This window comes from Bacillus sp. Cr_A10, from assembly GCF_029222665.1.
Classification (GTDB): Bacteria; Bacillota; Bacilli; order Bacillales_A; family Planococcaceae; genus Psychrobacillus.
In genome coordinates, this window is sequence record NZ_JARHXR010000010.1 from 35,200 (window position 1) to 51,541 (window position 16,342).

Below are 16,342 nucleotides of genomic sequence, written 5' to 3' on the forward strand. Positions count from 1 at the left end.
AGCAATTGCTGCATAAAATAATTCATGAAAGAAGGGATGCGAATAAATGTGTGGAATCACTGGTTGGATTCATTTTAATAAAGACTTACGAAACGAGCTGCCTATTGTAAAAAAAATGACGGAAACTCTAAGTAGACGAGGACCAGATGACAATAATATATGGTTTGGTCCCCATACGTTACTAGGTCATCGGCGATTAACTGTAGTCGATCCTGTTGGAGGAAAACAACCCATGGTCAAAACGTATGAACATAACCAATATACACTTACGTACAATGGAGAATTGTATAATACAGAAGACCTTCGAAAGGAACTGTTGAAACGTGGCCATACTTTTTCTGGTCATTCAGATACGGAGGTTTTATTGACTTCTTATATTGAATGGAAAGAAAAATGTGTTGATTATTTTAATGGTATTTTTGCTTTTGCAATATGGGATGAAACAGAACAAAAGGCTTTTATCGCAAGAGATCGACTTGGAGTTAAGCCACTATTTTACGCAGAAAGAAATGGCGGATTACTATTCGCCTCCGAATTAAAAGCACTTCTTGCCCATCCAGATATTCCAACGAAAATCACTCGAGTTGGCATGGCAGAAATAATTGGTTTAGGACCATCACGTACTCCTGGATCAGGTGTATATGATGGAATTAATGAATTACGTCCCGCACATGCCATGACCTTTTCAAAAAATGGACATCGTATTTGGCGCTATTGGAATGTAGAAAGCAAAGAACATACGGATTCCTTAGATGAAACGATAGAAAATGTGCGTTTCCTCGTAACTGATGCCGTAGAGCGACAACTAGTATCAGATGTACCTCTTTGTACGTTTCTTTCAGGTGGCATAGACTCTAGTATTATTACTGCAATTGCAGCCAATGCATATAAACATGATAACAAGGCCCCTCTCCACACCTACTCAATTGATTATGAAAACAATCAACAACACTTCCAAGGAAATGCATTTCAACCAAGCGACGACCGGCCATGGATCCAAAAAGTCTCCAATAGTCTCGGTTCACTTCACCACTACTCCATCATTAGTCAAAACCAACTCGTTGAATATTTGACAGACGCTGTACACGTTCGAGATCTTCCAGGAATGGCGGATATTGATTCTTCTTTACTCTGGTTTTGTAAAGAAATTAAACAAAATTTTACAGTTGGTCTATCTGGCGAATGTGCGGACGAAATCTTTGGTGGGTATCCTTGGTTTCATCAAGTAGCCAATTCCGATAGTGTCTTCCCTTGGATACGTTCAAAAAATGAACGGAATTCTCTACTTAATGATAGCTGGCACAAAAAACTAAATATAGATGACTATGTAGAAAATGCATATAATACGACACTCATAGAAACTCCATTATTGGATGGTGAAACAGAAATTGAAGCTAAACGAAGACAATTATTCTATCTGAATATGACTTGGTTTATGACGACTTTACTTGACCGAAAAGATCGAATGAGCATGGGCGCAAGCTTGGAGGTACGTGTTCCTTTTGCGGATCATCGTTTAGTGGAATATGCATGGAATATTCCATGGGATTATAAAATGGTAGGTAATCAAGAAAAAGGAATTCTAAGAAAAGCATTTCAAGGTATTCTTCCTACCGAAGTACTTTACAGAAAGAAGAGCCCTTATCCGAAAACCCATAATCCTGTTTACTCGGAGAAAGTTCAAAGCTTACTAAAGGAACAGTTATTAGATAAAAACTCCATACTGCATGAACTTTTTCATGCACATCGACTAAGTGATTTAATAAATTCGAATGGAGATGCCTTTAAAGTCCCTTGGTTCGGCCAGTTAATGTCTGGTCCGCAATTATTAGCTTATTTGGCTCAATTGCATATTTGGTTTAGGGATTATAATGTAGAACTTGTGGATTAATACCGAGAACAAATGAATTTAAAACAAAACGGTTTCCATAAGGACCGTTTTGTTTTCTTGTTGAATTATTTAACGTTTTTTACTACTAAACGCAATGAAAAACACAACTATTATTAATAGTAGCAAAAGAAATGGTAAAACTTTTTCCAGCCAGTAAGAAGGCTTTTTGTGTATAAACTCTGCTTTTACCCATTGTTTTTCTCCTGCTTCAACTGCAATTGCTTTATCTGATTGTATTCCCTTTATCTCATAATATTTTGTTCCTATTGGATAGTAGTTAGATGCATTACCAACGTGTTTGCCAGTTCTATTATTAGCTTTGGTTTCTACGTATCCTATAGCCTTGCCTATTTCACTTTCACCTACTTCTTCCTCTTTCACTTCGTAAACATTTCCATCCCATACAACAAAAAAATAAGCCCACTCTAAAGCATGAACAGTTGGAGTAATAGAAAATAGAATTAATATAAAAAACATTGCTACTCTTTTCATTAATATCCACACCCCACATTAATCATTTTTTTTTGGCTCTGTTATCATTTCCTTATGTACTCATTGTTACCAGGAAGTTTTTTAATCTCATTCCAAGCAGCGATCTCATCTTTTCTCTTTTTCCCTTTGTTCTTAGGATCTGCAAAGTAACACGTGAAAATTGATTACATTCAAATGTTGTTAAGTATGATGAGTCCTTCTTTTTTTCCTCTAACCAGTAGAAATTCCTAAAATCATTTTCATTTAAATCTTTAGATACAAACTGGTCGCATCGCTGTCGCCGCTATGTCTATTGATACGTTCTTTATGTAAATCGGTTTCATAACCTATTCAAAGAAAAAGGAGCGACCCATTAAGTTGGGTAGCTCCTTATTTTTATTAGCATGAAATTTTACGAATATAGGCATCTACAAATGGAACAAGATAATCAATGACCGCTTCATTTGGATTTAATTTTGCATGGTGCAATCCAAAAGAAGAATCTACCCCTGCCCAGAATAACATACCAGGAATTTCTTGTAGGAAGTACCCGAAATCCTCTCCAGTCATTGCAGCGTCACATAAGATAGCGGTAGTTTTTTTGTCTTGCTCAGCAAACGCTAAAAACTCATTAGTTATAGCTACTTCATTTTTAACTTGGTAATAAGAAGAACCATAATCGATATGAATATCACAATCAAACGCCATTTCAGTTGCTCGACAAAACGACTCAATTTTTTCTTTTATTGTCGACATTGTTTGGGCATCCATTGTTCTAATAGTGCCTTCTAAACGTGCTTGACCAGAAATTATGTTTTGAACTGTCCCGGAAGTCATTTTTCCTATTGTAACAACCGCTGGATCCATAGGGTTTATTGATCTACTAACAATTGTTTGCAGTTGTAGTAAGAGAGTCGCTGCTGCAATTGACATATCTCTTGCCTGATGTGGAAATGCAGCATGGCCTTCCTTCCCTACTAAATCAATAAATAGTTCGGATGTGTTTGCAAACAGCAGTCCTGGTCTAGTTGCAACAGTTCCTACTGGATACTCAGGTGCAATATGAAAGGCATATATTTGATCAGGTACAAGCTCCGGCTGCTCCAATTTCAACCATTCTCTCATTGGTAATGCTCCACCAGGACCTTCTTCTGCAGGCTGAAATAGAATAACGACATGATCATTAACAGGATTCTCCACAAGGGACTTTAACAGCCCAAGCGCTACCGTCATATGCACATCGTGTCCACAAGCATGCATCTTATCTGTATGCTCGGATTTGAATGGAAGATCCGTAGCTTCAGAAATAGGCAAACCATCAATATCCGTACGCCAACCTATCGTTTTTGTCGCATTTGTGCCCTCTACTCTAACTACTATTCCTGTTTTCCATGTAACAATTTTCAATCTTTCCTGGGGAAGTGAATGAATCTGCTCCAATAAATAAGCATTTGTTTTCACCTCTTGGAAGCCCAGTTCAGGAATACGGTGCAAATCCCGTCGAATTTCAAGTAAAGACTTCATAGGACACCTTCTTATAATTGACGTAGTTCTTGCATGATTTCCGTTTTAGATCTTGTTTTATCATCAATTTCTTTAATGACTTTAGCAGGTGTTCCAGCAACTACTGTATACGGAGGAACATCCTTCGTCACAACAGCTCCAGCAGCAACTACTGCACCTTTTCCAATTCTACATCCCTCTAACACAACTGCATTTGCACCGATTAGTACATCATCTTCCACAATAACCGGAGTTGCACTAGGCGGCTCAATTACTCCAGCAAGCACTGCTCCTGCGCCGATATGACAGTTATTTCCTACCGTTGCTCGTCCACCAAGAATTGCTCCCATATCGATCATTGTACCTTCACCAATAACGGCACCAATATTAATAACAGCACCTAACATAATAATAGCGTTATCGCCAATGCTCACTTGGTCACGAATAATCGCACCTGGCTCGATTCGCGCATTAATTCCCTTTAAATCTAAAAGTGGAATGGCAGAATTTCTACTTTCATTTTCTACAACTACATCTTCAATTTGATCTTTGTTTTCATTTAAAACTGGCTCAATTTCAGACCATTCTCCAAATAACACAAGAGAATTACCTTCTCCAAATACTTTTGTTTGTTCACCAAAAGAAATTTGATTGATGTCCTTCCCTTTTATGTATACCTTTACCTGTGTTGATTTTTTTGCATGTTGAATATAAGAAATAATTTCATACGCGTCTAGTTGCTTCATCCTCTGTTACCTCCTAAAATTATGTGTCAATTGTACAGGAATTTTTATAAAAAATCACGAATTTAAATACATTTCTCTAAATTTAATTGAAAATAAAGTTTTTTTGCATTTTATTACAAGTAGATTACTGGTGCCAGGCACCAGTAATCTACTTGTAATAGTGGTTTGGATAAATTTTCAAAATGGATTGTTATATGCTAGAATAATAGAAAAACGGGCAGTGGTGCTGATGAAGAAAATAATTTTTGAGGCCTCAAATGTAATGAAAGAAATAAATGGACATGTAGTCTTACAAAATGTTTCCTTTAAGCTTCATGAAAATGAATCTGTTGCTATACGTGGTCAAAATGGGTCAGGCAAAAGTACTTTATTAAAACTTTTAGCCGGAATTTATGAGCCCTCTAGCGGAAAAATCTTAAGAAATGGAAACAGAATTGGGTATGTACCGGAGCATTTCCCTGAAAACCTACGATTTAAGCTAAAGGAATATTTACTATTAACAGCATCCTTTCATGGCATATCATCGACTCAAGCGGAAAAAGAGTTGTTAGAGTATATCCATTTGTTTGAAATAGAGTCTTTTATGGACGTTCCTCTTAAGCGATGTTCAAAAGGCACGAAACAAAAAGTAGGTATCCTTCAAGCAATTCTAACTAAACCAGACATCCTTCTTTTGGATGAACCATTAACTGGATTGGATGCTACCTCTCAACAAAGTCTAATTGCAATTCTTGAAAAACTAAAAAAACAAATGACGATTATTTTTACCACTCACGAGGACCTGTTAGTAGACACTTTAGCCAATCAAATTGTATATGTTAAAGATGGTAGTATCTTAGTTCAAAAAGAAACTACTAGTATACACAGAAAGGTAAAAGTAAAATTCCCTAACAAGGCAATTTTTAATGAACTTGATATGATCGAAATTTACTTTGAAGAAGATACGGCATTAATAACGGTGGAGCTAGAAAAAAGTGATTTACTTTTATTGGATTTGTTAAATAAAAATTGTTCAGTACTTGAGGTCAAGGAAAGGAAGTAACTGTGCCAGGATTTATTAGATACCAATTGATAAGTTATATACGCTCATTCAAAATTATCCCTCCAGCAGCATCCTTTTTAATATGGGTTTTTGTTTTATATAGTTACAGCGGCGTGGAAATATTAAGTAGTTACGCAGTAACAAGCATCGCCATCTATATAGTCATGACCTGGGTATCGATGAGTATTTTTTCTATTGAAGAGGAAGCTGAGAAAAATATATTATTTGTCCACTTTAGCAAAAAGAACTATCTATGGGGGAAATGGATAATCTGTATCTTGATCTCCATTATTTTTATGTTGTTTGCAATTATCTATCCTATACTAATGAACAGTTTCAATGAAGCAATGACACTAATTCATATCGGCCTCTCTATTTTTATACATCTATTATTGGCCATATTTGGTATTTTTGTTGGATTCCTTTCTTCTATTTCATCATTTGTACCAAAGAAATATACATGGCTTTTTGCAGTTTTCATCATCGTTTTAACACTTTCATATGAAGGAATAATAGAGAAACTGGCTTTATTAAAATGGCTTTTTATCGTATTTCCTCCAGTTGTAAATGTTATTAATTTTTTTGAGCCTGACAGTTTAGATCAGTTTGGAAAAGAATTTTGGACGGTTTCAGCTTTTGCGATTATGTATGTCATTATTGGTTTTATTGTTTTAACTAAATTATTTTTAAAAGAGGAAAGTTGAGTTTAAAACGAAAGTATGAATATGATATAATGAAGACATCAAATTTTGAAGGGACGATGGGTGGCCGATGAAGTTTTAATCTTATTTCTCAGTAGAAGTTTTTCTGCGATATATTTGCGCAGTAACAAAATAAAACTTTACGAAACCGGAAATAGGATTAGTCTGCCCATTTTTCAAAATTACTGCAAATAATTCTCTACAATACGCTAACGCTTTGTAGTGGTTTTTTGCATATTCATTTAATGGTCAGTATGTAATCCTTCCGTTTAATATCGGAGGGATTTTTTTATTCCTCCAAAAGGAGAGGATTTTATGACACTACATGGCAAGTTAAACGATATAGGTATTATTTTTGGCGATAAGATAGTTTTACAAAATGTGAAGGCGGATATTATTTCCGGGTCTGTGATTGGTATTGTAGGTGGAAATGGAGAAGGTAAGTCTTCTCTACTCTCTTTACTTTCAAAAGAGTCTGCCACAACAAAAGGACAAATCGAGTGGTTTGGAGCCCCACCAACTATCAGTTACTTTAAACAGGAAGATGAACAATTTAACAAAACGGATTACGCTGATGATGAATGGATATACTTCAGTAAATGGTCTGTTCCTAAAGGTCGTAGTTACACCCATTTGAGTGGTGGAGAAAAAATGAAGAGAAGATTAGCACGCGTATTTGCTGAGAAGTCTCAAGTCCTATTACTAGATGAACCTACTAATCATTTAGATCAAGATAGCTTGTCTTTCCTGAAAAAGCAGATAAACGCTTACCAAGGAACAATTATTTTAGTATCGCACGACCGATACTTTTTGGATGAGGTAGCTGATTGTATTTGGGAAGTTGAAAATAAAAAATTGACGGTCTATATAGGGAACTACTCTTCTTATCGACAAAAGAAGGAAGAAAACAGATTAACCCAACAAAGACTTTATGATGCCCAGCAATCTAAAATACAGCAAGTAGAGAAACAAATATCCGAGCTAAAAAACTGGTCTTCCAAAGCACATGAAGAATCAACGAAACATGAATTTAATAAAGAATATTACCGTGTCAAAGCTAAGAAAATGGATGTTCAAATTCGTTCTAAAAAGAAACGGTTAGAACTAGAACTTTCTAAAAACACTATAGATAAACCAGAAGAAGAAAAAGAAGTGCTCTTCTCTATTGAAGGGAACAAGAAAAAAGGGAAACGTGTTGTAGAAGCCAAAAATATAACAAAGAGTTTCGAGGACAATCTTTTATTTCAGAATGCCTCTTTTACTATACAATCTCAAGAGCGGATTGGTATTCTTGGTCCTAACGGAAGTGGAAAATCGACATTTTTCCGCATGTTACTGGGGGAAGAATCGAGCGAAGGAGAGCTATGGAAATCAGAAGCGATGAATATAGGCTATTTACGTCAAACCGTATTTGATCTACCAGAAGAAAAAACACCCTTCGAATTTTTTGGTCCTACAGATTATGAGATTAGAGGTAAAATACAAACACTTATGATGAACCTCGGATTTTCAAAGGATCACTGGTCTCGCCCTATTTCAACAATGAGTATGGGTGAGCGAGTAAAATTAAAACTCATGGAATTCATACTAGACCAAAAGGATGTCTTACTATTAGATGAGCCAACCAACCATTTAGATCTTCCATCTAGAGAGCAATTAGAAAAAACGCTTTCCACCTATCCTGGTACCATTTTATTAGTTACACACGATCGTTACTTTTTAGATAAACTATCAAACAAACTGCTCATTTTTGAAAATAAAACAATAAAAAAAATAGACATGAGTTACAATGAATGGATAAATAAAAACAATGAATCCAATCTTGAAAAAGAATTATTAAAACTTGAAACAGAACGGCAGGCAGTGTTGGGAGCACTTAGTTATATACAAAAAAGCGATCCAAAATACAACGAGTTAGACCAAAAGTTTTTAGAACTAACAAAGCAAATTAACGAATTAAAAGGAAAATAAATTTCAGAGGCTATCCCTTAAAAGGGTTGCCTCTTTTTTTGTTAAAGCCACTCAAGATTTGTCAATTTCCCGGGAAATATGTAAGTATTAAATTATTTACAATTTCATCAAATCATCTTATAATAAATATAAATCCAATAAGAAAAGTAGGTTTTAAAATGAAAACAATCCCAAAACCTCTTGTCATGGCAAATCAATGGACAATTGTTGTGTCTGTTTTTATAGCTCTTATTATACAATCTGCGTGGATTTTATTTATTCCACTAATCGCAAATCTTTCTAGCTTATTAACTGGTTTTCATCCAATATTGGTCATAGTTAAACGTTTTTTATCGAAGCCTGCAAATCAATATATTCAAGAGGATTATGCTCAGTTAAGATTTAACCAATGGTTGGCAGTCGGCTTCTTATTCGTTGCAAGTATAAGTTTTCTATTAAATTGGGTAGTATTATTTAATATTGCTACAGTAATGGTTGGTCTCGCTGCTTTAATAGCAATCCTCGGATTTTGTATTGGGTGTTTCGTTCGTTTCCAATACCAACAATGGCAATATCGCAGAAAAAATTCAGCAGCTCACTAAAACCACAGCCTTTCCAGAAACGGGGGAGGCTGTTTTCTATTTACCAACCTTTATTGCTGTTTCACTTATAATGTATCCAAGCCTTAAACGACTAAACCATTTATCTGAATCACTAATCGTTCTATTTAAACCATTTATCTCTTCCTCAAATTCCAAACCTTCAACTGCTCGGTAATCGACTTGCCGTTTGACGATCCTATGAACAATCATCGCCCATTCCGCATCTGTCATCTTTTCTTTCGAATACCTAGTAATATATTCAGCACTTTCTCTCGTAAATCCACAAGATCCCGCGGTTATATCTACTTCTTTTCCAAGTTCCAGTGAAACTATATGATTGGTGATTTTTTCTGTTTCTATCCATTCAATAGGATGAGTCTTCATTGCTCGTTCTGTCCTGCCAAGTATTAAATAATCATGATTTGGTATGTCTCCTACCAGTACTTTTAATTCGTTTAAATGGTTTTTACCCCACGTTAAAACTCTATCGAAGTCACAGTAATGAAAGTGTCGCCCCTTCCCTGTTAGTGCATACTTCAATGCTTCCCTTCTGGCATTTGCCGCTCCTGTCTTGGGGATAATTTTAAAGTTAAAACGGCTATTTTCTATCGCTTTTATTAATTCCGATGAAGATTCTTCACTAATGGTAATAAAAAGTTCTTCATATATTTCTTCCAAGCTTAGTTGCAATCTTTTTAAGATTTCTATATTCTTTCCTTCCGGGTCATGCGTTACAGTGACTAATGATGTTTGCAGCAAAATATTCAGCCTCCTTTCTCTATTCCAATCTACCGAGAATATTGTAAGAATCTACATCCCATGTTTCATAAGGAATGAAATGAACAGCTCTCATTGCGTCTAATGTTCTAGATCTCATATGCGGTCGTGTAATATAGTCGGCAATATTATCTTCCGTTAGCCTAATAAACTGCGCTTCTTTTATTTCTTCCGGTTGAATTTTCATTTCCCCACTAATATAAGCTGCTTTAAAAACGACGGACAGTATATGCTTTGTTACATTGTAATAGACTCCAGTTACGCCTAATGGACGCACTATAATACCAGTCTCTTCAAAGATTTCTCTACTCAGTGCAACATCTAATGGTTCTCCCACTTCTACCTGCCCTCCAGGAGCTTCCCAAGTATCTGAACGCAAATGTGTTTTAACTAATAATGCTTCTCCTTTTTCATTTGTAACATACGCAGACACTGCAATAATATGCTTCGGATATTCGTTAGCCAATTTATTTTCTCCTTTTACTAATATAAATACCAAGAATAGTAATTATAACAAGTCATTTTTATCACCTGCGTACTCACCATCCCTTGTTACTATTATATAGCTTCCATTATTTTTAACGGCAAAAGCTTCATCGGTGCTTACCCCAACAATTGAATAATAATTAGTACCTTTTGGATAGGTTTATGAAAAGTTCCCAGAATAAGTTCCCTCCATGTCTGAATACTTCTCAAACGAGTTGGTCCAATCTGCTTGTGATTTACTTGGGAAAAAAATCGACATAACTAGCGTAAGAATGATTGCTGAAGAGAATAAATACTTCTTGCTCATCCTATGCCCCCCTTAACAGTATTGGACGTATTATATTATTTTCCGTTTCGTCCATTTTTGCACTGAGAATTAAATTCCAACTAAAACTCTTATAATTCCAACTAAGTTCTTCATTTTTACAACTAAACTTACTTAGTTTCCAACTAAAGCATCATTTTTTCCAACTAAACATCTTCAGAAGCAAAAATAAATAAAAAAAGCTGCCTCCACGTAGTTAAACTACGTATGAGACAACCTTTTAAACTATATTATTCTCCTAAGTCTACGTTATGGTAAACTTGCTGCACGTCTTCTAGATCTTCCAAAGCATCAATCATTTTTTCAAATTGAGCTTGTGCATCAGCATCTAAGGAGATGTCGTTTTGAGCAAGCATTGTTAACTCTGCTACCGTAAATTCCGATACGCCAGCTTCTCTTAATGCTTCTTGTACAGCATGGAATTGATCTGGTTCTGCATAAACAATGACAGAATCCTCTTCTTCGATAATGTCGCGGGCATCTACGTCCGCTTCCATTAATAATTCTAGTACTTCATCAGCTGTTTTTCCTTCTAAACCGATAACTGCAGTTGCATCAAACATATAAGCAACCGAACCACTCACACCCATATTACCGCCATTTTTCCCAAATGCAGCACGTACATCAGATGCAGTACGATTCACGTTATTTGTTAGAGCGTCAACGATAACCATTGAACCACTTGGACCAAAGCCTTCATAACGAAGCTCGTCATAGCTCTCTTCAGATCCACCTTTTGCTTTTTCAATTGCTTTATCAATAATATGCTTAGGCACACTGTATGTTTTTGCACGTTCTAAAACTACTTTTAATGCTTGGTTAGAAGTAGGATCTGGTTCACCTTGTCTTGCAGCTACATATATTTCACGACCAAATTTAGCATATATACGACTAGTATTAGCATCTTTGGAAGCTTTCTTTTCTTTAATATTGTTCCACTTACGACCCATAAAGTCCCACTCTCTTTCGCTTCATTAAATTTATACTGTAACATTATACATGAAATTCGCACTAAGTAGCAAAATAAATACATTAACTTCCATTAATATTAATTGTTCGGATACAAATTTTGTAAGAATTTAATAGATTGAGTAATCATCTCTTTTAGAACATCAACCTCAATATCGTCTAATTTATTAATGTACACACAGGATTTTCCAGCAGTATACTTTCCAAATCTCTTTAATGTTTCTTCACGTTCTGCATCACCGGTTGCAAAATACAAACTGATTTTCGCCTTTCTCGGAGAGAAACCGACGAGTGGAGCATCACCTTCGTGGCCAGATGCATACTTATAGTGATAGGATCCGAACCCAATAATGCTTGGTCCCCATATTTTAGCCTCAAAGCCGGACGTTTCCTCAAAAATCTCTAAAAGTTTATATGCGTCCTCTCTTTTCTTCGGACTATCTACCTTTTCAATAAATTCCACCACATCTTGTTCTGTTTCTTTTGTCTTTTGCTCATACTTAGACATTTATATATCTCCTTTATTAACTATTTTAAATCCACTATTAACTTTCTAACAAAATAACATAATTCCCTTTATTTTAATCACTAATAGATGCATCTTTTTAAGGTATCCCAAGAATATCATATAAAAAGAAAAAAGAGCCTATTCACCTATTGGAATAAAGACTCTTTCTCTCTTATTCAGTTAACTTAACTAAGAACCCTCCATTAAATCTAGAGGGTTCATATGAAATGATAAATGCCTTTGGAGATAAAGACATAATATAATTTTTTAACTTCAGTTCATTTTTACGTTTTGCTAAGACTTTCATACAAAGCCGTTTGCCATCTTTACCATCCGCAACCCAGGAAGTTACTCCATATCCTTTTGCACGAATTTGAGCAGGCAATTCAATTTCTAACGAATCTACAATTACTTCGAACACAATATAACCTAGTGCTAATCGATTTTCAATAATACTACCTAAATAAACCCCGAGTCCCCATCCAATACAATACGCTAATATATTTAAAGGTTTATCTAAATTATCTAATACCATCGTCAAACCCATTAAATACACAAACACTTCAGCCATGGATAAAAATGACGCTACACCCCTGTAGCCTTTAATTACTAAAATTAATCGTAAGGTTGTTAGTGTCATGTAGGTTACATTAATAATAACAATTAGCAATATTATTGAATCCACATCTATTCCAGCTTTCTTTATAAGTAATCTCTATACAAAATCTCGGTCAACCTCAAAAGTTTTCAATTTATCATACACCATTTTTTTGCCTTCGAAAGCTTTCAGATAATTCTGTAATATAAAACTTTGTTTCATCCGATTTCATGGTACTCGTTAGGGTATGTTCTCCAACTTACTAAATAATCGCGCTTACTATTCTCCTCAAGAAGCACATGAACGTATGATGAAATATGTAATAAAAATAATTAATATGATGGCAGAGAAATAGAAAAAGGGCATTCTTTGAATGCCCTTTTTGCTTGTATATATTTAAATTTTAAATTTGGTTACTAATTCATTCAGATCTTCAGCCATTTTAGCTAACACTTTAGAAGAACTACTGATTTCTTCCATTGAGGCCAATTGCTGTTCTGTAGAAGCTGCCACTTCTTCAGAGCTTGATGCATTTTCCTGAGCAAATGCGGCTAGTTCTTCTGCTGTATCAGAAACAGATTGTGTGCTTCTTGAAATCTCTTGGACAGTAGACGTCATTTCTTCAATTTGAGGAGTGATATTTCTTGTTTTTTCTAGTATTTGCATAAACTTCTCTGCTGTTTCAGTAGTGATTTGCATTCCTTCTTCAGCATTGTCCATTACTTCTCCCATAAATTGTACGGATTCGTTTGAATTATATTGAATGCTAGTAATAATTTCAGCTATAAGCTTGGTTGATGACATAGATTGTTCAGCAAGCTTTCTTACTTCATCTGCAACAACTGCGAAACCTTTACCATGTTCACCCGCACGTGCAGCTTCAATCGCTGCATTGAGAGCAAGTAAATTAGTCTGTGCAGCAATATCATTTATAACATCAAGAATCTTGCCCACTTCATTTGATTGGTGGGATAAAGAAGATATTACCTCATGTGATTTCTGAACAGAAGATTGAATATTACTCATTTGTTGTAAATTGTTTGCTACAATCATATTTCCTTCTTCTGCTTCTTTCGATGTATCTTTAGCTAGGTCAGAAATTTTACTTGATCCTTCTACTATTACATTAATTCCATTTAACACATCTTGTAATTCACTTGAATTGTGTTCAAGTTTACTAGTTGAGTGTTCAGCACCTGTAGCAATCTCCTCAATAGCATTAGCAACGTGATGTGTAGCAGCTGAAGTCTGCTCTGCACTAGCGGTAAGCTGTTCGGAAGCTGCAGCAACTTGTTGAGAGGTTTCAGCAACAGTCTGTATAATTCCTCTTACCCCACTAATCATTTGATTAAAGGAATTTGTTAATACTCCAAGCTCATCTTTCGATTGATAACTACCATGAACAGTAAAGTCTCCAGCCTCAGCTTTAGAAAGAAGTTCTTTTAGTTCGTTTGTCGGTCTTACAATCATCTTCATAATAATTAGTCCTACAAAAACTGAAACAACTATACTTGCAACTAATATTACACATAACATGATTATCGCTTGTTTGATATCATCCTGATTTTGTTTATTAATTTCTTCTGCATATTCAAGATTATATTGTTGAAGAGTCATTAGTGTTTGATCGATAGCCTCTCTCTTTTCACCTACTTCTCTTTTATATATATCATATGCTTTTGTGTTTTCATTTTTCATTGCAAAATTAATCATTTCATCCCTTGATTCAGTTAAATCTGCTACATCTTGATCATATTGATTTATAGATTCTATTTCTCGTTCTGTTTGAGCAATTTCTTTAAATTTGTTCATTTGTGATATGACGTTTTCAATTGATTTATCCATACTAGCTTTCAACTGAGCATTATCTTTAGGATCATCTGTTAATGTGATGCTCAGTAAATTACTATCAATTCTAGCATTTTCATATCTCACTTCGCCAAGCCATTGAGTAGGTTTTAATAATTGGTTATAAACTTCTTCTGATTTTTGTGCCATCTCTTTAACGTAGTTAAATCCTGTTAAGCCAATACATAAGGATGCTAGTGCTCCAATTCCTATTAACACTAATAACTTCTGAGTAACCTTTAAATTCCTTAAAATACCCATCTTTTTTCTCCCGTTCAACATAAGAATTTTTTAAAATGCGGAATATTGGCTAACGGGACAAAACCTGTGTTATCATCAGTGTTCACACCACATTATCAGTATTCATTCTCATATTAAAACACAGCTTTAGGCTAAAATAAATATATTTTTATTGTAAAAAATACCATAAAAATGTGAATGATTCCTAAAATTTTTAATAGATGTTTAGTATTATTGATAAAGACCCTAATAAAATACCATTATTTTATATTTATCTGTAATTAATAGTAAAAATTCTATAATTAAATTTAGGATACTTAGAGCTCTTTTTCCAACACAATCTTATGTTTCCCTTTTTCACTCACAAAAGTTTCTATTACGTTAAAACCAAACTTAATATTTAATATAAGCATTTCGCGTTTAATATTTCGAGAAATAGTTCGTACATTTATGTAACCCAACGACTTAATAAGTGCATGCTGTCTCCGCATTAACTCGGATGCAATTCCATTTCCCCGATAGTCAGTGTGAACACCACCTAACCAGCTATAAAAGGTATCGCTTGAATATTTATATCCAATTTTAAATCCAACAACCCGTTCTCGATCACAAGCAACAAAGATTATCATATTTTCTTTTTCTGCTAATTTCTCTTCACGAAGCTGCGACCCTTCAAAAACATGCTCATGTAAATCCATAATCCCATTTAGTACAGAAGCTTTTGGTATTCCTTCATAATAAATATAGTCCAAGTACCTTTCCTCCCTAAACATGTTTTGTTTCTGCAATTTTCTTCAACTCATCTGCTCTAACTAATATAAAATTTCTCATGTATTTTTCTAAAAACAATTTATCTGCAATTATCCCTATAAACCCGAAAGGAGCTTTATATTCAAATGTATCAGTCATCATTGTTCCCGTATCAAATTCGACAAACTCATGCGTATGCGTAAATGAATGAAATGCTCCTTTTACCATTACATCTACAAATCTAAATGGCATGTTCATTTCAATTATTTTAGCAGTCAATTTTTGTTTAAAACCAAAATGAGTTGCTTCCCAAGTGATAATATCACCCAAATTGAGCAGTCCACTTTTCACGCCGGCAACCGCCTTTTCATTTGTTTTTGCCGTAGTTTTAGTGTGAATCTCAACATTTCTAGCTAAATCAAAACACTTAGTTATAGGAGCCATAATATACGTTGTATGTTTTATTACAGGCATACTCAACCACTTATTTCTCCTCATGATCCAGATTTTTCAATATTTTTTCATATAAAGTCAACAGCTGTTGAAGCTCTTCGTCATTTAATACTTGGAAGAGTTCCATATGTAATTCCTCCCCTTTTTTCCTTGCTTCTTGGAGTAGGGCTTCTCCTTTAGGAGTTATACTAATTAAAACGTTTCTTCGATCTTCTTCATTATAAACTCTCTCTGCATAACCTTCCTTCACCAGTTTTGTAGAAGTGTTTGTAATCGCACCAGGCGTATATCCCAAAGTAGACGCCAAGACAGTTGATTTTTGCGGTCCTTTTTTTCTTAATTCTGCTAAAACAAGAATTGGGGAAAGTCCGATATTTTTATCAAAAGCTTTTGTCCATCTAATAATTGCTTCATTCGAGAATAATTCAAGAGTTCTTATTACCTTAAAAATATCTGGTTTCATTTACTCAACTCCCATACTT

General features: G+C 34.8%; 18 protein-coding genes. 5 read left to right on the forward strand and 13 right to left on the reverse strand.

The annotated features are described in order from the left end of the window. Positions 1-46 precede the first annotated feature (46 nt). Positions 47-1,891 carry an asparagine synthase (glutamine-hydrolyzing) gene (gene asnB / locus P2Q73_RS12315; protein WP_056831076.1) on the forward strand — a complete coding sequence of 615 codons (1,845 nt, stop codon included), beginning with the start codon at positions 47-49 and terminating at the stop codon, positions 1,889-1,891. 69 nt (positions 1,892-1,960) lie between these two features. Here asnB and P2Q73_RS12320 read toward each other — a convergent pair whose 3' ends face one another. The 3 genes from P2Q73_RS12320 to dapD all read right to left on the reverse strand — a co-directional run bounded on the left by P2Q73_RS12320 (position 1,961) and on the right by dapD (position 4,611). Beyond that, entirely contained in the window at positions 1,961-2,383 is a 423-nt protein-coding gene (locus P2Q73_RS12320; protein WP_056831079.1) for a hypothetical protein, read from the reverse strand. Between the two features lie 378 nt (positions 2,384-2,761). After that, a complete protein-coding gene (locus P2Q73_RS12330) occupies positions 2,762-3,886 on the reverse strand; it encodes an N-acetyldiaminopimelate deacetylase (protein ID WP_275787605.1) in 1,125 nt (374 codons plus the stop codon). A gap of 11 nt (positions 3,887-3,897) precedes the next feature. Next, the gene (gene dapD / locus P2Q73_RS12335) at positions 3,898-4,611 is read right to left on the reverse strand and encodes a 2,3,4,5-tetrahydropyridine-2,6-dicarboxylate N-acetyltransferase (protein WP_056831083.1); all 714 of its coding nucleotides are present in this window, start codon (positions 4,609-4,611) and stop codon (positions 3,898-3,900) included. 229 nt (positions 4,612-4,840) lie between these two features. Here dapD and P2Q73_RS12340 point away from each other — a divergent pair, with 229 nt between their 5' ends. From P2Q73_RS12340 to P2Q73_RS12355, 4 genes are all read left to right on the forward strand, one after another. Further along, positions 4,841-5,653 (forward strand): ABC transporter ATP-binding protein, encoded by an 813-nt coding sequence (locus P2Q73_RS12340; protein ID WP_275787608.1) that lies wholly within the window; start codon positions 4,841-4,843, stop codon positions 5,651-5,653. A gap of 2 nt (positions 5,654-5,655) precedes the next feature. After that, a complete protein-coding gene (locus tag P2Q73_RS12345) occupies positions 5,656-6,357 on the forward strand; it encodes a hypothetical protein (RefSeq protein ID WP_275787610.1) in 702 nt (233 codons plus the stop codon). Positions 6,358-6,669: 312 nt separating this feature from the next. After that, on the forward strand, positions 6,670-8,325 hold the full coding sequence (abc-f, locus tag P2Q73_RS12350) for a ribosomal protection-like ABC-F family protein (protein ID WP_275787613.1): 1,656 nt from the start codon (positions 6,670-6,672) through the stop codon (positions 8,323-8,325). Positions 8,326-8,483: 158 nt separating this feature from the next. Next, positions 8,484-8,906, forward strand: coding sequence for a DUF4395 domain-containing protein (locus P2Q73_RS12355; protein ID WP_275787616.1), 423 nt, complete (start codon positions 8,484-8,486; stop codon positions 8,904-8,906). A 36-nt stretch (positions 8,907-8,942) separates the two neighbouring features. Here P2Q73_RS12355 and P2Q73_RS12360 read toward each other — a convergent pair whose 3' ends face one another. The 10 genes from P2Q73_RS12360 to P2Q73_RS12405 form a co-directional block, all read right to left on the reverse strand. Then, entirely contained in the window at positions 8,943-9,665 is a 723-nt protein-coding gene (locus P2Q73_RS12360) for a hypothetical protein (protein WP_275787619.1), read from the reverse strand. Positions 9,666-9,684: 19 nt separating this feature from the next. Further along, positions 9,685-10,149, reverse strand: a complete 465-nt coding sequence (locus P2Q73_RS12365) for an NUDIX hydrolase (RefSeq protein WP_275787621.1) — start codon at positions 10,147-10,149, stop codon at positions 9,685-9,687. 180 nt (positions 10,150-10,329) lie between these two features. Beyond that, a complete protein-coding gene (locus tag P2Q73_RS12370; protein WP_156350784.1) occupies positions 10,330-10,476 on the reverse strand; it encodes a hypothetical protein in 147 nt (48 codons plus the stop codon). A gap of 248 nt (positions 10,477-10,724) precedes the next feature. Continuing rightward, positions 10,725-11,444 carry a YebC/PmpR family DNA-binding transcriptional regulator gene (locus P2Q73_RS12375; RefSeq protein WP_053591518.1) on the reverse strand — a complete coding sequence of 240 codons (720 nt, stop codon included), beginning with the start codon at positions 11,442-11,444 and terminating at the stop codon, positions 10,725-10,727. Positions 11,445-11,542: 98 nt separating this feature from the next. Then, positions 11,543-11,971 (reverse strand): DUF1801 domain-containing protein, encoded by a 429-nt coding sequence (locus P2Q73_RS12380; RefSeq protein ID WP_275787626.1) that lies wholly within the window; start codon positions 11,969-11,971, stop codon positions 11,543-11,545. Between the two features lie 172 nt (positions 11,972-12,143). Continuing rightward, on the reverse strand, positions 12,144-12,662 hold the full coding sequence (locus tag P2Q73_RS12385) for a DUF2179 domain-containing protein (protein ID WP_156316829.1): 519 nt from the start codon (positions 12,660-12,662) through the stop codon (positions 12,144-12,146). A 303-nt stretch (positions 12,663-12,965) separates the two neighbouring features. Beyond that, positions 12,966-14,678, reverse strand: coding sequence for a methyl-accepting chemotaxis protein (locus P2Q73_RS12390; protein ID WP_275787629.1), 1,713 nt, complete (start codon positions 14,676-14,678; stop codon positions 12,966-12,968). A 296-nt stretch (positions 14,679-14,974) separates the two neighbouring features. After that, positions 14,975-15,409: a GNAT family N-acetyltransferase gene (locus P2Q73_RS12395; RefSeq protein WP_275787631.1), complete on the reverse strand. Its 435-nt coding sequence runs from the start codon at positions 15,407-15,409 to the stop codon at positions 14,975-14,977. A gap of 13 nt (positions 15,410-15,422) precedes the next feature. Then, on the reverse strand, positions 15,423-15,881 hold the full coding sequence (locus tag P2Q73_RS12400; RefSeq protein WP_275787926.1) for an SRPBCC family protein: 459 nt from the start codon (positions 15,879-15,881) through the stop codon (positions 15,423-15,425). Positions 15,882-15,891: 10 nt separating this feature from the next. Then, entirely contained in the window at positions 15,892-16,323 is a 432-nt protein-coding gene (locus P2Q73_RS12405) for a MarR family winged helix-turn-helix transcriptional regulator (protein WP_056833089.1), read from the reverse strand. Positions 16,324-16,342 lie beyond the last annotated feature (19 nt).